19 protein-coding genes are annotated in these 20,263 nt (G+C 41.6%); 2 read left to right on the forward strand and 17 right to left on the reverse strand.

Translation table 11 applies throughout. The features are described from left to right. Positions 1–48: 48 nt before the first annotated feature. The 6 genes from dnaX to H5114_RS15870 all read right to left on the reverse strand — a co-directional run bounded on the left by dnaX (position 49) and on the right by H5114_RS15870 (position 6,715). Entirely contained in the window at positions 49–2,940 is a 2,892-nt protein-coding gene (gene dnaX, locus H5114_RS15845; RefSeq protein WP_182723443.1) for a DNA polymerase III subunit gamma/tau, read from the reverse strand. Positions 2,941–3,088: 148 nt separating this feature from the next. Then, a complete protein-coding gene (gene apt / locus H5114_RS15850) occupies positions 3,089–3,640 on the reverse strand; it encodes an adenine phosphoribosyltransferase (RefSeq protein WP_101088153.1) in 552 nt (183 codons plus the stop codon). A gap of 132 nt (positions 3,641–3,772) precedes the next feature. Continuing rightward, a complete protein-coding gene (locus H5114_RS15855; protein WP_182723444.1) occupies positions 3,773–4,138 on the reverse strand; it encodes a YbaN family protein in 366 nt (121 codons plus the stop codon). Between the two features lie 381 nt (positions 4,139–4,519). Beyond that, positions 4,520–5,275: a DUF2063 domain-containing protein gene (locus H5114_RS15860; protein ID WP_124016066.1), complete on the reverse strand. Its 756-nt coding sequence runs from the start codon at positions 5,273–5,275 to the stop codon at positions 4,520–4,522. Then, positions 5,275–6,132: a DUF692 domain-containing protein gene (locus H5114_RS15865; RefSeq protein ID WP_124016067.1), complete on the reverse strand. Its 858-nt coding sequence runs from the start codon at positions 6,130–6,132 to the stop codon at positions 5,275–5,277. The genes H5114_RS15860 and H5114_RS15865 overlap by 1 nt, the downstream gene beginning before the upstream one ends. A 136-nt stretch (positions 6,133–6,268) precedes the next feature. After that, positions 6,269–6,715 (reverse strand): hypothetical protein, encoded by a 447-nt coding sequence (locus H5114_RS15870; protein ID WP_124016068.1) that lies wholly within the window; start codon positions 6,713–6,715, stop codon positions 6,269–6,271. Between the two features lie 325 nt (positions 6,716–7,040). On the opposite strand from H5114_RS15870, the gene dusC reads away from it, so the two are divergent. Continuing rightward, entirely contained in the window at positions 7,041–7,985 is a 945-nt protein-coding gene (dusC, locus tag H5114_RS15875) for a tRNA dihydrouridine(16) synthase DusC (RefSeq protein WP_182723445.1), read from the forward strand. Positions 7,986–8,393: 408 nt separating this feature from the next. After that, positions 8,394–8,699, forward strand: a complete 306-nt coding sequence (locus H5114_RS15880; protein ID WP_371698052.1) for a TraR/DksA C4-type zinc finger protein — start codon at positions 8,394–8,396, stop codon at positions 8,697–8,699. 142 nt (positions 8,700–8,841) lie between these two features. Here the strand turns inward: H5114_RS15880 and H5114_RS15885 are convergent, their stop codons facing one another. From H5114_RS15885 to cysE, 11 genes are all read right to left on the reverse strand, one after another. Then, positions 8,842–11,370 (reverse strand): TonB-dependent siderophore receptor, encoded by a 2,529-nt coding sequence (locus H5114_RS15885; RefSeq protein WP_124016071.1) that lies wholly within the window; start codon positions 11,368–11,370, stop codon positions 8,842–8,844. Positions 11,371–12,142: 772 nt separating this feature from the next. Further along, positions 12,143–12,574 carry a nucleoside-diphosphate kinase gene (gene ndk / locus H5114_RS15890; RefSeq protein WP_124016072.1) on the reverse strand — a complete coding sequence of 144 codons (432 nt, stop codon included), beginning with the start codon at positions 12,572–12,574 and terminating at the stop codon, positions 12,143–12,145. Positions 12,575–12,738: 164 nt separating this feature from the next. Next, a complete protein-coding gene (gene rimK, locus H5114_RS15895) occupies positions 12,739–13,635 on the reverse strand; it encodes a 30S ribosomal protein S6--L-glutamate ligase (RefSeq protein ID WP_124016073.1) in 897 nt (298 codons plus the stop codon). Positions 13,636–13,806: 171 nt separating this feature from the next. Next, positions 13,807–14,142 (reverse strand): ISC system 2Fe-2S type ferredoxin, encoded by a 336-nt coding sequence (fdx, locus tag H5114_RS15900; RefSeq protein WP_182723446.1) that lies wholly within the window; start codon positions 14,140–14,142, stop codon positions 13,807–13,809. An 8-nt stretch (positions 14,143–14,150) separates the two neighbouring features. Next, positions 14,151–16,010: a Fe-S protein assembly chaperone HscA gene (gene hscA, locus H5114_RS15905; protein ID WP_182699010.1), complete on the reverse strand. Its 1,860-nt coding sequence runs from the start codon at positions 16,008–16,010 to the stop codon at positions 14,151–14,153. A 69-nt stretch (positions 16,011–16,079) separates the two neighbouring features. Next, positions 16,080–16,604, reverse strand: a complete 525-nt coding sequence (gene hscB / locus H5114_RS15910; protein ID WP_124016076.1) for a co-chaperone HscB — start codon at positions 16,602–16,604, stop codon at positions 16,080–16,082. A 55-nt stretch (positions 16,605–16,659) separates the two neighbouring features. Then, complete coding sequence (iscA, locus tag H5114_RS15915) at positions 16,660–16,983, reverse strand: iron-sulfur cluster assembly protein IscA (protein ID WP_124016077.1); 324 nt, start codon at positions 16,981–16,983, stop codon at positions 16,660–16,662. A 14-nt stretch (positions 16,984–16,997) separates the two neighbouring features. Then, positions 16,998–17,381, reverse strand: coding sequence for a Fe-S cluster assembly scaffold IscU (gene iscU / locus H5114_RS15920; RefSeq protein ID WP_124016078.1), 384 nt, complete (start codon positions 17,379–17,381; stop codon positions 16,998–17,000). A 70-nt stretch (positions 17,382–17,451) separates the two neighbouring features. Then, the gene (locus H5114_RS15925; RefSeq protein ID WP_124016079.1) at positions 17,452–18,666 is read right to left on the reverse strand and encodes an IscS subfamily cysteine desulfurase; all 1,215 of its coding nucleotides are present in this window, start codon (positions 18,664–18,666) and stop codon (positions 17,452–17,454) included. A gap of 82 nt (positions 18,667–18,748) precedes the next feature. Further along, complete coding sequence (gene iscR, locus H5114_RS15930) at positions 18,749–19,210, reverse strand: Fe-S cluster assembly transcriptional regulator IscR (protein WP_011637879.1); 462 nt, start codon at positions 19,208–19,210, stop codon at positions 18,749–18,751. Positions 19,211–19,441: 231 nt separating this feature from the next. After that, entirely contained in the window at positions 19,442–20,263 is an 822-nt protein-coding gene (gene cysE / locus H5114_RS15935; protein ID WP_124016080.1) for a serine O-acetyltransferase, read from the reverse strand.

A 20,263-nucleotide genomic window follows, 5' to 3' on the forward strand; every position in this document is an offset into this window, starting at 1 on the left:
TGAGATGAAGATAACTTCATCTCAAGCAAGATTAGCGTATTTGTTCATTTATGAGGCACTAATAAGCGCAATCTCTTGGGCAATTTGCCCCAATTGCTCCGATGGATATTCAATACTGTCACTGTCTAATTGCGCTGATAAACGCTGGACCATCCACTGGACTTTATCATCAAGCAAAATAGACTGTTGCGCCTGTGCGATAAGTTCACGGTGAAAACGCTTACGTAACTCAAGCGGTGTTTCTCGTTTTGGTACAACGCCAATCTGGATCTGTACTTCAGTCGGTTGCTCGAGGTATTCAGTTAACGCCACTTGCAATTGATCGATAGCCGTTTGCGCTGACAAATGTTTTTGATCCGGTTTTAACACCAACACTATTGGATTGGACAAACCAGAGCACACTGAATTAACACCTAATTGTCGCACCCTACCACCAACAGAGACATGGGTCATCACTTTATACCAGTGCAAATCAACCTCATCACCTTGGATACTGTGTGGCTCAAACTGGGCCAATGCATGCGATTGAGTCATTTTAGGCTCTGTCATGCTCTGTGGGTTAGTGGCGACGACAGCGCTAGCAGGCTTCAGATCTTGTTGATTAACCTGCTGATAAACATTGCTCGGCTGGTTAATTGTGGCTTCAACGGCAGATTTATCATGTGATTGAACATCTGCAAATGCATTAACTTGTTCGCCCTCTTTGGGCGCGACCCAAGGAGGTCTATCATAATCACTGACAGCCGGAGAAATGTCGCTTTTAGTAGTCACAGCAGATAACACTGCACTGGTATTGGGCGCAGTAGATTCAGGTGTTTTAGGCTCAGCGGCTAAGTGTTCTGAGTTTACTGCCGGCGAATTGGATGGTTTGATCACTCTTGAAGAAACTGATTTAGTGGCTTCTTTTTTGGCGAGTTCATCTTTTTGCTGTAAAGCCCCAACATCAGCGATGAGAGAATCACGACTAGCGAGTACTTCGTCAAGAAAGTCGTCTAAATCATCAGCGCGAAGCAAATCTTGTTCAATGCTATGGCTGACATTTTTGCTGCTAATGTCAGTGCTGTCATCGACACTATTGTCTACACTATTGCTAGCCGAGGCATCAGTATGATCCGCCGTTTTCGGCGCAGACAGAGAGCCCTTTGCAGTATCAACACTGTTCGTCTCTGGAGTCTGATTTAACGCCGAAAAAGCTATATATTCATCATGATCAGACGGCTGGTATTCCATTGATGCTTCATCAGAAGCATCATAATCCGTAAAAGAATAACCATCAAATGATCCATTATCTACGTCCTGAGCATGCTGATTTTCTTGACTATCTTGTGCGGTATTGGCGTCGACATCGCTCTTACTGCTTGTATCTGTGGGATTAACAGCTAATGCCTGTTGCTCACAAAACTCTTGCGCTTCAGTGGTGTCATGTTTGGGCGCATCAATCTTGCTGTCTGAAGCAGTTGATTCGCCGATTTCAGTGCTCACGGCAATATTATCAGCCGTTGAATGAGCAAACGCCTGTGCACTTATATCAACGTGGCTTTGGGTATCAACGCGGCTTTGGGGCGATTGTTCATCAAAACCTTGGCTTTGTGCTTGGCTGAGCAATAAAGCTTGTTCTGCTATTAGTGAGGCAGCGGCTGGCTCATCATCAACAACCTCGTCAGTGTCAGTCTCAACATTCATCGTCGCAGCTTCTGCTTGAACTGGTAATATCGTTGCTGCTAACGCGCTATTCGCTTGAGACTGATTATCAAGCTTTGGGCCTGTTTCAATGACCTCTTGTGTGGGAGATAAGGCATGATCAATCACGCTTAAATTAATATCTGCAGGTGTAGTTGTCACCCAACGTTTTACTTGTTTTTCAGGGGTAAATGCAACGGCGCGCAATAATGCCATTTCCAAGCCTGATTTAGGATCAGGTGCAAAAGCCAAATCTTTACGACCGTTAAGTAACATTTGATAATAAAGCTGAACTTGCTCAGGCGCTAATTGCTGTGCAAACGCTAAAATTTGTTCACTAAACAGTGATTGCTGCGCAGCCGCTGGGGCAAACTGAGTCAAGGTAATTTGGTGCAGTAGCTCTAATAAACTGCGCAGTACTTCTTCTGCGTCAGCACCAAATGCTAATACTTTTGACACGGTTTGCATTAATGGACCCACATCAGCGTCACATAAGGCTTTTAATAAAGCCAGCACATGTTTTTCATCAATGCTGCCGAGCATGGTTTGTACTTGTGTCAACATGACTTGACCACTACCAAAAGCGATAGCTTGATCCGTTAAACTAAGCGCATCACGCATACTACCATTAGCGGCTTTAGCTAATAAACTCAATGCTTGTGGCTCAAAAGGTAGGTTTTCTTGGCTGATGATATACGCTAACTGCTTAGTAATTTCATCTTGCGACAAACTTTTCAAATTAAACTGTAAGCAGCGAGATAATACGGTAACAGGTAATTTATGCGGGTCAGTAGTCGCCAGTAAAAACTTAACGTGTTCGGGCGGTTCTTCTAACGTCTTTAATAATGCATTAAAACTGCTACGCGATAACATGTGTACTTCGTCAATTAAATACACTTTAAAACGGCCACGTGAAGGACGATATTGAACATTGTCGAGGAGCTCACGAGTATCATCAACTTTAGTACGAGAAGCGGCATCGACTTCAATTAAATCAACAAATCGACCTTGAGCAATTTCAATACAACTAGAACATTCGCCACAGGGTGTAGCCGTTACACCAGTTTCGCAATTGAGACCTTTAGCAAATAAACGCGCCAAACTGGTTTTACCTACACCGCGCGTACCGGTAAACAGGTAAGCATGATGTAACCTTTGCTGACTTAATGCATTGGTTAGTGCCATTAATACATGAGATTGGCCAACCATTTGGTCAAATTTAGCTGGACGCCATTTGCGGGCGAGTACTTGGTAAGACATGAAATTCCCCACAGAGAGCTATCGGGAGTCAATCCCTATAAAGGGGTTAACAATAACATGCCAAGGGCTGGCATGCTATTGTTGAGCATGTATTTGATAGTGCAGAATACAGTTAACTGCTTAATAAAATAGCAGTTTATTTTACTATTTACTCACCATCAAACTCACATAAGCTTAATACTTCAATTCCCATACCTTGCAAACGCTTCTCACCACCAATTTCTGGTAATGAAATTACAAATGCAGCGTGAGACACTTCACCACCAAGTTGGCGGATAAGCTTTACTGTTGCTTCGATCGTGCCACCCGTGGCGAGCAAGTCATCAATCACTAACACTTTATCATTGGCATTAATGGCATCGACATGAATTTCTAAGGTATCTTTACCGTATTCTAAATCATAGGTTTGGCTAATGGTTTTTCGGGGTAATTTACCTGGTTTACGAACAGGTACAAAACCAACACCTAGCTCTAAAGCTAGTGGCGCACCAAATAAAAAACCACGCGCTTCCGTACCAACCACTTTAGTGAAACCTTTTGATTGATAATGAGCCACTAAAATCGCAATAGTGGCTTTATAAGCTTCTGCATTTTCAAGCAAACTCGTGACGTCACGGAACATGATGCCTGGTATTGGATAATCAGGAATGGTTTTAATGCTTTGCTTAATAAGCGCTAAACTGTCTTGGTTCATCATAATTTTAGTTAACTCTATAAAAGTGATTACGCAATAAAAAAGTCCACGTTGCGTGTGGACTCTGGTAAAAATACTTAGCTGATCTTATGCCCGTTTAATCTCAGTTGCAACTAGCTTACCTTAACTGACGATTTATTATTCTAACTCTGGGATCCGCCACAAAAAAAATACTAAAAAAAGCATCATGCACAATAACATCATTTTCACCCAAACAATCGGCACAATGGCAATGCTAACCCCAAAGCTTAGCACGGTCATCAACATTGCTTTTTTCTTAAGAGGACGACTCAATGCCCTGTTCGATTGCCATTGACGAATACCTTCGGCAAACCATGGATGATTGACTAACCAATGGTGCAAGCGATCATTTGAACGGGAAAAACAAAAAGCAGCCAGCAGAATAAACGGGACTGTTGGCAATAAAGGCAACACAATACCTATTAAGCCTAAAACAAGGCTGCACAGGCCTATTATTAGAAAAAAACCACGTTTTACCGCCATAAGCACCCTCATCAGAAACAAAAAACCACTCTAGCAGAGTGGTTTAGTAGACACATCATGACAGGTTAACCTGAAGTTAGCGTTAAATTAATCCTGTTGCTTTCAACCATGAAAGACTCGCGGGTAATGTTGGAATTAATAAAACCAAAATAAAACCAACGAAATAAAATATGTTAAACGGGTCTTTAAAAGGCTGACTCATGATTATTCCTACATTCAGGTGATGTTGTTACTGCAATAGCTTAACACTTTCATTCGCTATGATAGGTTAACAATAGGTTAACTTAGCGAACAGCAAGTGTGAGGCCAGTCACAAAAAGTGGCTCATTTTAGACCTATCTTTATAAAATAAAAACCATAAATTTTTTAAGCCTATTATGACTAAGTTGATGAAATAATAATCCCCTTTTGCGCCAATTGTTGGAGTAAAGGTAAACAGCCTGATAATAAGGTGTCGTTGGACATTTGTGGGTAGTGTTCACTTAACCACACAATAATCGCCTCTACGGTGACACCTTGTTGAGAAAGGCTCATTTGCTCAATGTAAGCCAATACTTGTGCGCTTAGAGGCGTCAGTTGCAAAAAAGCAACTTGCTCAGTTAAATCTCGAAACACACAAAAAAAGTTCGCTTGCGGTGTAGGTTCAATGGGTTGGTAGTCAACACTAATATGTTGAACATCAAAAGCGTATTGCGCGACCTTGGCACAAGTGGCCAAACATAATCGCCGCTGGGCGAGATCGCCAGAAACGAGCAACTGAGATGATGGTGTGTCTGGCGCGACTGCCACACATAACTCTAACCATTCATAATGCGCTAGCTGCAACATGAAAATCGGGTCATCTTGTGTGATTTGATATTGATGCTGCAAAAACGCTAAAAACTCACTGGCAATTTCGACAAATATTGGTGTTTGACAATCATGAGACCGAAAAAACTTCTGCACTAATGCTTGCCATTGTTCATCCTGATATAGACTGTTAAGTACCGGAAAAGCACTGGAGACAAAACCACTGATATTATTAAAAAATAACTCTCGATAGATATTCATCCGCCTAGGCTCAATACCCTCTGGTAATGGCAAGCTAGGATCACGAATGTAATCCATAAATTGTTGCTGTACTTGCATAAAACCCATTATGCCTTCCTCAGTAATGACTGCTGACGTAAAGCTTGTTGTTGGTATTGATGGATTTGATTAATTTCATTGAGCAGAATGTCGGTTTTAGGGATGTTAAAGTCGCGCTCAAGCAGTGTGGGATGTACACCGTGTAATTGATAGCATTGCTGTAATAATCCCCAAACAGGATCGATAATATCGGCACCATGGGTATCAACAACCAAATCAATGTCTTCTTGATAATGCCCAGCAATGTGTAAATATTCAATCCGCTCGGTCGGCATAGCCGCCAAAAAAGCATTAGCATCATATTGATGATTAATTGAATTAACATAAATGTTATTCACATCAAGTAACAGCTTACAGTCAGCTTCTTGCAAAACGGCATTAACAAACTCAACTTCACTCATTTGTGCACCAGGAGCGGCATAGAAGGAAACATTTTCTAAAATAAATGGCCGCTCAAGTATCTCTTCAACCTGGTTTATTCTTTTAGCTGTGTGGATCACTGCGTCGTCAGTAAAAGGGATCGGCATAAGATCGTACATGTGACCGGCTCCCGAGCAATAACTTAAATGTTCGGAATAAATATCGATGTTATGCCGATCTAAAAAGTGTTTTATCTTGTGTACAAACTGAGTGTCTAAAGCTTGCGGGCTACCAATGGATAAAGATAATCCGTGACAAAAAAAACGATGTTGTTCGGTTAATTGAGCAAATTGACGACCAAACTTACCTCCTAGGGTCATCCAATTTTCTGGTGCAACCTCAAAAAACTCAATTGCGGCAGGCACATGCTGACAAAATTCGTCTAACATTTCTCGACGAAGCCCTAAACCGACATTGGCTAAGCCATGAGCATGATTTGTAGACATAATGCGTGTCCTTGATGATTTTTTTTAAGTATTGATATAACTAAATATTCGATAAAAAACAGATAAATTTAAGGCCTGAATCTCAGGCCTTAATTGTATTAGATAAGCCTAGGCATTATCAAACAGAAGCAAACTGTTATTTTTGACCGCCGCACTTACCTTCAGTCATTTTTTCAGCTGATTGTTTCATGTCGCCACACTTGCCTTCAGCTGCTTTTTCCGCTGATTTTTTCATGTCACCACACTTACCTTCAGCCGCTTTTTCAGCTGACTGTTTCATGTCGCCACACTTGCCTTCAGCCATTTTTTCCGCTGATTGCTTCATGTCGCCACATTTACCTTCAGCCGCTTTTTCCGCTGACTGTTTCATGTCGCCACATTTACCTTCAGCCGCTTTTTCCGCTGATTTTTTCATGTCGCCACATTTGCCTTCACCACACTTACCTTCTCCGCCATCAAGTTGATAACCAGAAGTTAATTGTTGAAAACCAAATGGATTTGCTTCTACTTGCGCCGAAAAACCAGCCGTCATTACAACTGAACCTAACGCAACCGCTAACGTAGTTTGTTTGATTGAATTCATAATAATTATATCCTTAAGTCGTGATTATAATGCTGACCAGCATTATTGCCGGCTTGTGTAAAGAGACCTGCCGTTAGTAACGTTTATTACAAAAAAATATCCGAAATGTGAAAAAAATCCATTTTATTAACATTAATTGTTGCTAGGCAAGCTTAAAAATAACGCTATATACATTTAACATAGACACAACAACAATCATATCAATATGATTATTAATAATAATTTACTTAACGTCGTGACAAAGATGGTCATGGCACTATTTAGTGCTGCTATCCGATAATAAACACGTTAAAATAGCCCACTTTTTACTGCAGCAAGGTGTATTGTGCGCGTTATTTTAGCTCCGATGGAAGGTGTGGTAGATGACCATATGCGTGAAATTTTGTCAGCCATCAATCCATTTGACTTGGTGGTGACGGAATTTGTCAGGGTAGTCAATCAACTATTACCTGAAAAAGTCTTCTACAAACTGTGTCCAGAGTTACATCATCAAGGTTTAACTGCATCAGGTACACCAGTTCGTGTTCAGTTGTTAGGACAAGAGCCAGAGTGGATGGCACAAAATGCCATTAGAGCCATAGAACTAGGGTCAAACGGCGTTGATGCAAACTTTGGTTGCCCAGCAAAAACCGTCAATAAAAGTAAAGGCGGCGCAGTGTTACTGCAATACCCAGAGAATATTTATAACATTGTTAAGGCCATGCGCGATGCTGTACCGTCAGAACATCCAGTTACTGCCAAAATCCGTTTAGGTTACGAAGATAAGTCGTTATTTATGGAAAATGCCTTAGCTGTGTATGAAGCCGGCGCAACAGAGCTGGCTATTCATGCTCGCAGTAAAACCGACGGTTATAAGCCCCCTGCTTATTGGGAATACATTACCGAAGTCAGAAAACGCCTGCCTATTCCCGTTATTGCAAATGGAGAGATTTGGAATGCTGCTGATGCGCAACGTTGTATGGATATAACGGGTTGTGACAGTGTAATGATTGGCCGAGGTGCTATATCGCTACCGAACTTAGGTGACACCATTAAAACCGGTGCAATCCCGTTTAGCTGGCAACAAACATTAAGTTTACTCATGGCTTATAGTGACAAAGAACTCACCGGACGAAAGTCGGACTATTATCCCTCACGGATTAAACAATGGTTTAGTTACTTAAATCGTCAATACCCAGAAGCGGATACCTTATTTAGAGAATTGCGAGTGTTTAAAACAACCGAAGAAATCGTTAATACCTTACAAAACGCTCATCGCGCACTGTTATAGACTAGCAATATCGCGGCTCTAGGCTAGGATCTAACGCAGTTTGATTGGGTTATGTCATTCACCTCGTTAAACTGTGTTTATCCTAAACAAAGTTAATAGCGCAACGTTATTATTATCAGTGTTCTATATAGGGTGATTGATTCACCACCTATTCGTTAATAAAGCCCCTAGAGCCTCTCCAGCACAGACCATTAACCTTGGCTAACATGAATAAAAAGTAAATTATTATTCATGTTTTTATCTCAAAAATCTAATCGAGAATTGATCTTCGTCATAACGTCGGCTCTATTTGTGCTTAAAATAGATTATCTACATTGGCATAGTCAGTTAAGGTTATCTCAGTTGCACAATTCTCAGGATATAAAGCAAAAACTTCAACAACTTGAACTTATTTTGAGACGTGAGTTAATGCTCGTTATTAAGGATTCATTAAAATCGACTGAAGTTGCTCATGTCACAATGCAAACCCCTCTTGGGCAACTAATTGATTATCTACCACAAGTAAAACTCGCCGACACCGATATTTTTACTCGGCTAATGCGACTAGATGCTGCATATTGTCAACTTGAACTGGGTTTATATGGGCTTTGCTCAGATTGTGAAGTCGACATAGAAGCATATCGCCTAATCACAGATCCAACGGAACAACGTTGCACTCAATGCGAACAAAAATTTCGTCGAGAACATCGGCATGAATTACGCTTAGATCACTAGCCATTAACGTCTGTAAAGCACACTTAGATCTGCAACCTAGCTAGCCAGTATAAAATAATCATCATAAAAAAGGCCTACATAAATGTAGGCCTTTTCGTAATAAACAGTATCAATATCAGACTGTTTTATGTGTCTCTGTTATTTAGAACTTAACAGATACGCCACCGTAGTACTGACGACCGATAGTGTCATACACTTCTGGTACAGTACCGCCGTCACTACCATTAGATACGCGTGATGGCTCTTCGTTGGTTAAGTTTTTCACGCCAGCGCTCAAGGTAATCATGTCCGTAACATAGTAAGTACCGGCAACGTTGTGGTACAGAATCGCATCCACTTTATCGCCTGTATTTAAGTCGTCCATTTCACCAATGTAACGGTTGAAGTAGTTAACACTCCAGCTGTCTTGACCAGCTTGAATATTGAAGTTGTTACGTATACGAGCATACGCGCCAAAGTTACCATCAATATTGTTGGTGTAGTTGTTATCTTCTTGCTCAAACTTGATCAAGTAAGTTGTATCGTTGCTGATTTTCCAATCTAACGATAACGCTTCAAAGTTATAAGCTAAGTTAAAGTCTAATCCGCTTGTGTCTTGGCTACCTACGTTAGTTAACGTATTTGTTAAGTTAGACAAATCACCATTTGGACCAATGTTAAAGGTTTCACATGCAGCAGCAGAAGCATTAGCAAAACATGCATCAAGACCCGCTTGAACATCTAAACGTGTAATAGCATTGGTGACTTTAAAGCGCCAATAATCAAGCGTTAAAGATAAACCTTCAACGTAGCTAGGTGAGTAAACTAAACCAGCTGTGTAAGAATCTGATTCTTCAGCTTTTAAGTTACTGTCTGAAGTATAACGCGTTAAGATCTGTGGATCTTGAGCGTTGCCCCAAGGATCATCTAAGTAGTCGTATGAACCGGTATCACCGCCAAATAACTCGCTGATACTAGGTGCACGGAAACCTGTTGCCGCTACACCACGAAGCATTAAATCATCAGATGCTTCATAAGTAAGGCCCACTTTCCAAGTAGATGCTTTACCGAATGTTGAGTAATCGTCATAACGAAGTGCAAAATCACCGGTTAATTTTTCGGTAAAAGGAACACTAACTTCTTCGAATACAGAGAAAACATTGTAGTTGCCGTCAGTAGGATCTTGCTGAGCAGCAGTACTATCGCCAGCTACTGTTACAGGATCTGGATTATAGAAACCACTTTCGTAACGATATTCAGCACCGATAGCAAAAGCAACTGCACCAGCACTTACATCGAACAACTCACCATTTAAGCCTGCAGAAACAACATGCTGCTCGTTACCACCATTAGCATTATCGGTAAAGCTAATGTCATTAACAATATCACCCGTTAATGGAACACCTGTGAACCATGCATCTTGGTTAGCATAAACAGATTGCTTAAGATTAGTTGCGTTGATTGAGTTATCAACGCTTGAATCAGCTTTGTTTTTACCGTAAGTGTATGCGATATCCCAGTTCATACCGGTATTGATATCAAACTCACCAGCCAAAGCCGCAGAGATACGGAATGTATCAGTATCTTGAGAATAAATACGCGGACCAGCATCAGTCGTACGACGACGGTAATTTACACGACCAGTATCATCAGCTTCAACACCACCAGCTGTCATAGCAGAATCAAGAGTAATACATGCTGCGCCAGCTTCAACACCTGGAGCGCCACATACGTTTAGCATTACATCAGCAGGTTGCGGAGCAAGTTGCTGATCAGACTTACGTTTAGTGTAAAGAACGTCTCCACTTAGCACTAAATTATTGTCTAACTCTTGAATCATATTAGCAAACAAGCTGTAACGCTCGTTTGGTGTTTGGTAATAACTGCTCGTGGTGTAGTCATAACCTGTAGAACGAGCAACCCATTCACCAGCGTCATTGCGTACTTTTCCGCCTAATGAACCAGTAGGTAAAAATGAACTTGCACCTGGCTCTGTCCAGCTACGATCTGACTGAATAACGCTTTCACGTTTTGAATACGCAGCACCGACAGTATAGTTACCGCCATCAGTATTGAAACCGTATAAACCGCTTAACTCACCTGTCTCACCGTCGCTTTCGCTAGTAGTGCTACCGTTAAGATCGAATTGGAAGCCTTCGAAGTCTTTCTTGGTGATGATGTTAACAACACCAGCAATAGCATCAGAACCGTATACCGCAGAAGCGCCATCTTTTAAGATCTCAACGCGAGCGATCATAGATACAGGAATAGAGTTCAAATCGACAGAACTGTCTGCACCCGAACCAGAGTTAACCATACGACGGCCGTTTAATAACACTAGCGTACGTTGAGAACCCATGCCGCGTAAGTCAACTTGTGCAATACCATCTGAACCGTTATTTGAACTAGAACCTAGAGCGGCACCAGCCATTGAGGTTTGAGCTTGAAGTAGTTGGTCAACTGAAGTGAAACCTTCTGCGCGAATAGCTTCAGCAGAAATGATGGTTACTGGAGAAGCTGTTTCCATGTCTTGACGTTGGATACGAGAACCCGTTACTTCGATTCTTTCAACTTTCTGTTCGTCGGCAGCAAATGCTACTGAAGAAAATAAGCCTGTTGTCGCGACACTTGTTGCTGCTACAGCTATTAAACTACGGCGAATTGCCTTAGCAGTTAATGTGACTGAACTCATGAATAAACTCCCTATAACTTGGAATAAAATAAAACAAGTCGTTATATTTTTAATTATGAATAATTGGTCAGTGCCAATCATTGAAAAACATTATTAATGAATAAAAAACCTTTAGTCAATAAGGGCAACATGTGAACAACATCACACTTGACATCAAGATTGATAATTAATTTGACTTAAACCAATCCCATTAAAATCAATAATTTAGCAAATTACACTGTATTAACTCAGTCTATTAACATTTATTAACATAAGAAAACAAACATATAAGGCACCACAAAAGAACAAACAAAAGCCAATAAAAAAACAAACTTAAAACAAAGACAACAAATAAATAACAATTGATCATGAAATGCATCAAAAATTAATTTTTAATATTTACAAAAAAATTTAATAATTGCCCTAAAAATCATCAGAATGACATTTCAATATTATTGATTATTTATTCAAAAACTAACTCTCCTCCTATTTTATTAGCTGAATTCCATTCAAAAAACCTAATATAAACCGACATATGCTCTGCTAATTAGCCCTAAAAAAATCAAGATTGATTATATTTAACCCAATTATGACTCATTAAAGTTGGAGAGTTTCGAACATAGCAGACTGTCAATTCACATCACACACCGAAGGTGGAATGTTACATAAATGTAGCGTTTCTGATGTGACTAGCTGCTTTATAAATCGCAGAGTAGACATGAATAGAGGAGGTATTGAGGAAACGAACAAAAAAAAGGAGCCGAAGCTCCTTTTAATCAACTTACAGCAATAATTAACGAGTGCGTGGGCACACTTCATCAGCGCTGAAGAAGTAAGCAATTTCACGAGCTGCTGATTCAAGAGCATCAGAACCGTGAACTGCGTTTTCGTCGATGCTTGCAGCGTAATCACCACGAAGCGTGCCACGAGCAGCTTCAGCTGGGTTAGTTGCACCCATGATTTCACGGTTAGCTAGAACAGCGTTTTCGCCTTCTAACACTTGAACCATAACTGGACCAGATGTCATGAAAGACACTAAAGCGCCAAAGAAAGGACGTGCGCTATGTTCAGCGTAGAAACCTTCAGCTTGTTCTTTAGATAGGTGAACCATTTTAGAAGCGATGATCTTAAGACCAGCTGATTCAAAACGGTTGTAAATAGCGCCAATGTGGTTGTTAGCAACTGCATCTGGCTTGATGATAGAGAATGTGCGTTCGATCGACATAACGAGCTTCCTTAATGTGAGCAAGTTTAAAAAATTCGCGCGGATTATACGTAATTTAAGGGTATATTCCTAGCCATATCCGCTTAAGCAGTGATATTTCATCACTTAATTGCGTCATTTATATTAACATGGCGCAATTTATGCTCCATGAGCAAACATTCATCTTACTCTGCAGCCTTAACCGTTTTGTTAATACTTTTTTCCATAAAGCTAATGATGGCGTCAGCAACGTCTTTTTGTGTCGCTTTCTCAATGCCTTCTAAACCAGGAGATGAATTGACTTCCATCACCACAGGACCATGATTTGAGCGCAGTAAATCAACGCCAGCAATATTCAACCCCATTGTTTTGGCGGCACGAAGTGCAACAGAACGTTCTTCTGGGGTTAACTTAACCAAAGTTGCACTGCCACCACGGTGCAAGTTAGATCGAAACTCACCCGGCTTTGCTTGGCGCTTCATCGCTGCTATCACTTTATCACCCAACACGAAACAGCGAATATCTGCGCCTTTGGCTTCAGCAATATATTCTTGTACCATGATGTTAGCCTTTAAGCCCATAAAGGCTTCTAGCACGCTCTCAGCCGCTTTGCGAGTCTCCGCTAATACCACGCCAATACCCTGAGTCCCTTCCAGTAGTTTAACCACCAAAGGTGCTCCGCCCACCATATCAATCAAATCAGGGATGTCGCTTGGTTTATTGGCAAAACCGGTGATCGGTAAGCCAATCCCCTGCCGCGACAACAGCTGCATTGAACGCAATTTATCCCGTGAACGTGCAATCCCAATGGAGCCATTAACCGCATACACACCCATCATTTCAAATTGGCGTAATACAGCGGAACCATAAAAGGTTACTGAAGCGCCAATCCGTGGAATAACCGCATCAAAATGGCCTAAATCTTTGCCCGCCATATGAATGCTAGGCTTGGTCATATTAATATTCATATAACACTTTAACGGGTTGATAACCTTGACCTCATGTCCCCGGGCTAATGCAGCTTCAACTAAGCGTTTAGTAGAATATAATTGCGGGCCTTGAGACAGTATTGCAATGCGCACAGAGTGCTCCAAAAGAGAAATTTTCCGGCATCATACGCTGAGTATATTTAAAATCAATGACTGCTATATCCATAGATAAAAAAAGAGCCAATCCTAATAGATTGACTCTTTTTTTGTGACCAATTACCCACAATGAATAACGATTTTGATGGGTTAATCTACCAGTAAAGGCTAGCCTTCGCTCACCATGTTCACTGTGTATTTAGGGATATCGATGATCATATCGCAATCAACCACTTTAGCTTGACAAGATAGACGGCTTTCAGGTTCTAAGCCCCATGCTTTATCGAGCATGTCATCCTCTAGCTCATCACTATCTTCGAGTTGATCAAATCCTTCGCGTACAACTACATGGCAAGTAGTACAAGCACAAGACTTTTCACAGGCATGTTCAATATGAATACCGTTACGCAATGCAACGTTTAAAATCGTCTCGCCTACTTCAGCTTCAAGTACTGCGCCGTCTGGACAAAGTTCTTGATGGGGTAAAAATACTAACTTTGGCATCATTTCACCTATATGTTGTCGACCGACTGCCCTTTAAGCGCCGCTCTAATAGAATTATCCATACGTCTTGACGCAAAATCTTGAGTCTTATCGTCGAGATTTGCAATTGCTTTTTCAATAGCATCAATATCGTCTTGTTGCGCGGCGGCATCAAGTTCTGCGATCGCTACCACTAACTGTTGACGTTCTTGCTCATCCAGCAGTGCAGCATCTTTAGCCAAGGCTGCGTTAAGGGATTCTATCACCCGCGCGGCTTCAACTTTTTGCTCTGCTAGCATACGACGAGTAATGTCTTCTTTAGCATACTTCATCGAATCTTTTAGCATGGTGGCGATTTCAGTATCGGATAAACCAAATGAAGGTTTAACTTGAATCGATGTCTTAACTCCAGTGGACTTTTCCATCGCAGTAACACTGAGCAGACCATCAGCATCGACTTGGAATGTCACTCGAATATGAGCAGCTCCAGCGGCGAGCGGCGGAATACCGTGCAGTGTAAAGCGCGCCAAAGAACGACAATCGTCAACCAGCTCTCGTTCACCCTGAACCACATGAAATGCCATCGCAGTTTGACCATCTTTAAAAGTGGTAAACTCTTGTGCCCGTGCAACTGGAATAGTGGTATTACGCGTAACCACTTTTTCAACCAAGCCACCCATGGTTTCAACACCGAGCGATAATGGGATCACATCTAACAGTAATAAGTCTGAATCGGGTTTATTGCCAACGAGAATATCGGCTTGAATAGCCGCACCAATGGCAACAACGCGATCAGGGTCAATTGAAGTCAACGGTGTTTTTTTGAAGAATATTTCAACTTGTTCACGAACTAAAGGAACTCGAGTTGAACCACCGACCATGACAGTTTCAATCACCTCATCCACGCTCACACCTGCATCACGTAAAGTGCGACGACAGCTACCAATGGTTTTTTTCACCAATGCGCCAATGAGTTCATTAAATAGATTTTTATCGACACTACAGCTGACGGTTTGGTCGCCAATGACAACAGATGCTTCAACGCTGTCATTTTCAGTTAATGCTTCTTTGACCCGGCGAGCCTCAATCTGTAACTGACGTGCTAACTGATTATTCGGCTCAGTGATGTTCCACGTTGTTTGCAAATGACTAACAAGTAAATGATCAAAGTCATCACCACCCAAAGCAGAATCACCGCCTGTGGCTAACACTTCAAATACGCCACGATTCAAACGCAGAACAGAGATATCAAAAGTACCGCCACCTAAATCGTAAATGGCAATCACGCCTTCTTGCTTCGAATCAAGTCCATAGGCAATAGCTGCAGCAGTAGGTTCGTTAAGTAAGCGTAATACTTTAACGCCTAATAATTCTGCAGCGTCTTTAGTACCTTGACGTTGTGCATCATCAAAATACGCAGGTACGGTAATGACCACGCCTTCTAACTCGCCACCTAACGTGGTTTCCGCACGGGCAATTAAAGGTTTTAAAATTTCGGCAGACACTTGAATTGGATTAACTTGCCCAATAGGCGTAGTAAACACCGGCAAGCCGTTTTCACTCGCGTGTAAAGCGTAGGGTAATCGATGAACGCCAGACTGAATATCAGTAAGGCTTCGTCCCATAAAACGCTTAACCGAAACGATAGTGTTTTGTGGATCTAATGCTGATTGTTGTTGAGCTTCGTAGCCAACGAGTACATTGGTATCACCATAATGCACCACAGAAGGCAAAGAATGACGTCCTTGCTCATCAGGCAAGGTCAATGCTTGAGCACTTCTTACCGCAGCAACAAGTGAGTTGGTGGTACCAAGATCTATTCCAACCGCAAGACGATGCTGGTGCGGTGCGGCGCTTTGGCCAGGTTCTGCAATTTGCAACAGTGCCATAGTGTTCCAACTTGTTGTGTTATCGATTAGCCAAGCTAATCATAAATAAGGTTCAGAATTTAAGGTAATTTAGTCGAGCAAGCTATCTTCAATACGAGCTAGCTCATCTTGCAATTTTGCCATAAATTTTAGCTTACGAATTTGATCAGCCGCTAATAATGCATCTGCATTATCATCACTGGCTAATAACGTCGCTAATTTAACCGATAATACCGACTCAAACTGTGCAAATGAATCATACAGCTCATCAATTGAAGACTGCGGATCACTGCTATGAGTTATATCTTCAAGCGCTTCACGCCACTCCATTTGTTGCATCAAAAATGTACCATCTTTGAGCGTAGTGGTTTCGTGGCTTAATTCAATACCACGCAGGCTCAACATATGTTCAGCACGGCGTAAGGGATTTTTTAACGTTTGATAGCCGTCGTTAACTTGTGCAGTACGCTGAACAGATAGCAGCTTTTTTTGCTCGGTATCATTCGCGAATTTATCGGGATGGACCGCCCGTTGCAGTTCGCGGTAGCGCTCTGCAAGTAAGGCGGTATCGATATCAAAGGCAGGTGCAACATTAAACAGATCGAAATAATTCATGGGCAGATATCATGCTTACTGTTTGATATAAAACGACTTAACAGGTGAATAATGGTTAAACAGTGAAACTTTCACCGCAACCACATTCACCCTTTGCGTTAGGATTATTGAACTGAAAACCTTCGTTTAGGCCTTCTTTGACAAAATCAAGTTCAATACCTTGCAAATAAATGAAGCTTTTGGCATCGATGATGATATTCACACCATCGATGTTATAAAGCTCATCATCGTCATTGAGATCATCAACGAACTCAATGACGTATGCCATACCTGAACAACCTGATGTTCTCAACCCAAGGCGCAAGCCGAGGCCTTTCCCGCGATTAGCAAGAAACGATCTTACTCGATCAGCCGCAGCGGGGGTCATTGAAATAGCCATCTTAACTCCAGGTATTACTTAGCTTGTCTGCTTTTATACTCTTCAATTGCTGCTTTAATGGCGTCTTCAGCCAAAATAGAGCAATGAATTTTAACTGGCGGTAGTGCTAGTTCTTCAGCAATGTCAGCATTTTTAATGGTCGCTGCTTCATCAACACTCTTGCCTTTAACCCATTCAGTCACTAATGAGCTTGATGCAATTGCGCTGCCGCAACCATAAGTCTTGAATTTTGCATCTTCAATAATGCCATCAGCATTAATTTTAAGTTGCAACTTCATTACGTCACCACATGCTGGTGCACCAACCATACCGGTAACAATTGATGGGTCGTTCTTATCAAATGAACCTACGTTACGTGGGTTTTCATAATGATCGATTACTTTTTCGCTATAAGCCATGATACTGCTCCAAAATCTGTGTCGTTATCAGTTTACGAATAATGGTATTACACTAATTTAACCATCTAAATTAGTGATGTGCCCATTGAACTTGATCCAAATCGATACCATCTTTGAACATCTCCCATAATGGAGACATTTCGCGTAACTTATCGATAGATTCAGTTATCGTTTTGATAGCATGGTCAATTTCTTCATCGGTAGTAAAACGGCCGATTGAGAAACGAATTGAGCTGTGTGCCATTTCATCATTTAAACCCAATGCACGTAATACGTAGCTTGGCTCTAAACTTGCTGAAGTACAGGCTGAACCAGAAGAAACCGCTAAATCTTTTAAGGCCATCATTAACGATTCACCTTCAACAAAGTTGAAGCTCACGTTAAAAATACCACTGTAGCGTTGTTCCATATCACCATTGATATAGGTTTCTTCTATGTGTTTAATACCGTTCCATAACTTATCGCGAAGGCGAGTAATACGCTCGCTATCAGCAGCCATGTCTTGTTTGGCAATCACAGCAGCTTCACCTAAACCAACGATTTGATGAGTTGCTAATGTGCCACTGCGCATTCCGCGCTCGTGTCCACCACCGTGCATTTGCGATTCAAGACGAATACGTGGCTTACGGCGAACATATAATGCGCCGATACCTTTTGGTCCATACATTTTATGGCCAGAAATCGAAATCAAATCAACTTTAGTGGTTTGCACATCAATCGGTAATTTACCCGCACTTTGGGCAGCATCCATATGGAAGAAAATACCCTTTGCGCGGCATAACTCACCAATGGCATCGATATCGTGAATCACACCAATTTCGTTGTTCACGTGCATAATGCTGACTAAAATAGTGTCATCGCGCATCGCCGCTTCTAAGCGTTCCATTGGGATGATGCCATTATCATCAGGAACCATATAAGTGACTTCGTAACCTTCACGCTCTAACTGACGGCACGTGTCTAACGTAGCTTTATGTTCAGTTTTGCTGGTAATGATGTGCTTGCCCTTTTTGTGATAAAAATGGGCAATACCTTTAATTGCAAGGTTACTTGATTCTGTCGCACCTGAGGTAAATACAATCTCACGGTGATCAGCGTTGATTAAATCAGCAACTTGATTACGGGCGATATCAACCGCCTCTTCAGCTTGCCAACCATAACGGTGTGAACGCGATGCTGGATTACCAAATACGCCGTCCATCGTCATGTGTTGCATCATTTTTTCAGCAACACGCTTGTCTACAGGCGTTGTTGCGGCATAATCTAAATAGATAGGAAGCTTCATAATACACTCCGTACTCAGCAGTCTCAGATGAGGCTACATACAACGTACAAATAATAATGATATATCAATCAACATAGTTGAGTTATAGACTCACTCTATGTTCCTTTTGTATCTCATCTTGCTTTAACGAAATAAATCTTACATCTCGCTTTTGCATCAAACCTGCAAGAGAAATACCATCTAAAAAATCTGAAATTTGTTTACTTAAGTCACCCCATAAAGAATGGGTTAGGCAACGAGTACCACTTTGGCAGTTACCTTTTCCTTGACAACGGGTGGCGTCTACAGATTCGTCAACAGCATGCACGACCATGCCAACTGAGATATCTACGGCTTCTAAACCTAAACGGTAACCACCACCGGGTCCGCGGACACTCGACACTAAACCATGTTTACGTAACTTAGCGAAGAGTTGTTCAAGATAAGACAAAGAAATTCCTTGTCTTTCAGAAATATCAGCTAAAGGCACAGGACCAGTAGCAGAGTGAATCGCAACATCCAGCATAGCTGTCACTGCATAGCGACCTTTTGATGTAAGTTTCATAACTTGTACTGCTCCCAAAAAGTATGCAGTAATTTCAACATACCCGAGTAATTTAGTCAAGTATTAATCCTACTAAATCACTCAAGTATTATGATGTTGTTTGACTATAAACGATCCCAATTTCGCCGCGGGTATTTAACCTTTTTATCTTGTAAGATTCAATGCCGACGAGGCAATTAATCGCATTATTAACTGATTATTTGACTTGAATCGACAATGACTTATTGAATTTTAAATACTCGGGTCGAACTTATCAATGTCTTGTTTACGAATGGTCGCGGCTTCTCGCGATGCCTCATCAAATGCATCCACATTTAACTCTGGTAACTTTTTAGTACAAACTTCACCACCCATTTGCTGAATGGCATTACACAGTTCTTGTACTTTCGAGTCCATTAAATGCATGTGATCAAGCATTTGTCCTATGGCATTAGCCACAGGATCAGGATTATCTGGTGACACAGCGTACGCATCAAAGCCATACTTTTTAGCCATCTCAGTGCGACGTTCAGTTTTTTCTTTTGACTGGTTGGTCGGCGAAGACACGACTCGTCCAGGAATGCCCACCACAGTGTGATCGCTGGCGACATCCTTAACCACCACAGAATTAGAGCCAACACGTGCACCATCGTGCATTGTGATAGGTCCAAGTACTTTGGCCCCTGCCCCAATCACCACATTATTACCTAAGGTAGGATGACGTTTACCTGGCTGCCAGGTTGTTCCGCCCAAAGTAACACTATGATACAGCGTGCAATCATCACCAATTTCGGCAGTTTCACCTATTACAACGCCCATACCGTGGTCAATAAAGAAACGTCGGCCAATCGTCGCACCGGGATGAATTTCAACACCGGTGAGCCAGCGAGAAAATGTCGATAAACAACGGGCCGTAAAACGCCAGTTCGCTAGCCACAGTTTATGACTAATACGGTGTATCCAAATAGCATGCATACCCGGGTAATTAAATATTATCTCTATGGTACTGTTTGCAGCAGGATCACGATGATAAATCGATTCGATGTCTTCTTTTAACCTAGCGATGATGGCCAT

It is taken from the genome of Shewanella sp. SR43-8 (assembly GCF_014163775.1).
Taxonomy (GTDB): domain Bacteria; phylum Pseudomonadota; class Gammaproteobacteria; order Enterobacterales; family Shewanellaceae; genus Shewanella; species Shewanella vesiculosa.

What these genes read in the sequence shown, in the direction of transcription:
- dnaX (WP_182723443.1), bottom strand. Translation starts at nt 2,940, where the DNA reads ATGTCTTACCAAGTACTCGCCCGCAAATGGCGTCCAGCTAAATTTGAC.
- H5114_RS15855 (WP_182723444.1), bottom strand. Translation starts at nt 4,138, where the DNA reads ATGGCGGTAAAACGTGGTTTTTTTCTAATAATAGGCCTGTGCAGCCTT.
- H5114_RS15860 (WP_124016066.1), bottom strand. Translation starts at nt 5,275, where the DNA reads ATGGGTTTTATGCAAGTACAGCAACAATTTATGGATTACATTCGTGAT.
- H5114_RS15865 (WP_124016067.1), bottom strand. Translation starts at nt 6,132, where the DNA reads ATGTCTACAAATCATGCTCATGGCTTAGCCAATGTCGGTTTAGGGCTT.
- H5114_RS15870 (WP_124016068.1), bottom strand. Translation starts at nt 6,715, where the DNA reads ATGAATTCAATCAAACAAACTACGTTAGCGGTTGCGTTAGGTTCAGTT.
- H5114_RS15880 (WP_371698052.1), top strand. Translation starts at nt 8,394, where the DNA reads ATGCTCGTTATTAAGGATTCATTAAAATCGACTGAAGTTGCTCATGTC.
- H5114_RS15885 (WP_124016071.1), bottom strand. Translation starts at nt 11,370, where the DNA reads ATGAGTTCAGTCACATTAACTGCTAAGGCAATTCGCCGTAGTTTAATA.
- ndk (WP_124016072.1), bottom strand. Translation starts at nt 12,574, where the DNA reads ATGTCGATCGAACGCACATTCTCTATCATCAAGCCAGATGCAGTTGCT.
- fdx (WP_182723446.1), bottom strand. Translation starts at nt 14,142, where the DNA reads ATGCCAAAGTTAGTATTTTTACCCCATCAAGAACTTTGTCCAGACGGC.
- hscA (WP_182699010.1), bottom strand. Translation starts at nt 16,010, where the DNA reads ATGGCACTGTTGCAAATTGCAGAACCTGGCCAAAGCGCCGCACCGCAC.
- hscB (WP_124016076.1), bottom strand. Translation starts at nt 16,604, where the DNA reads ATGAATTATTTCGATCTGTTTAATGTTGCACCTGCCTTTGATATCGAT.
- iscA (WP_124016077.1), bottom strand. Translation starts at nt 16,983, where the DNA reads ATGGCTATTTCAATGACCCCCGCTGCGGCTGATCGAGTAAGATCGTTT.
- iscU (WP_124016078.1), bottom strand. Translation starts at nt 17,381, where the DNA reads ATGGCTTATAGCGAAAAAGTAATCGATCATTATGAAAACCCACGTAAC.
- H5114_RS15925 (WP_124016079.1), bottom strand. Translation starts at nt 18,666, where the DNA reads ATGAAGCTTCCTATCTATTTAGATTATGCCGCAACAACGCCTGTAGAC.
- iscR (WP_011637879.1), bottom strand. Translation starts at nt 19,210, where the DNA reads ATGAAACTTACATCAAAAGGTCGCTATGCAGTGACAGCTATGCTGGAT.
- cysE (WP_124016080.1), bottom strand. Translation starts at nt 20,263, where the DNA reads ATGGCCATCATCGCTAGGTTAAAAGAAGACATCGAATCGATTTATCAT.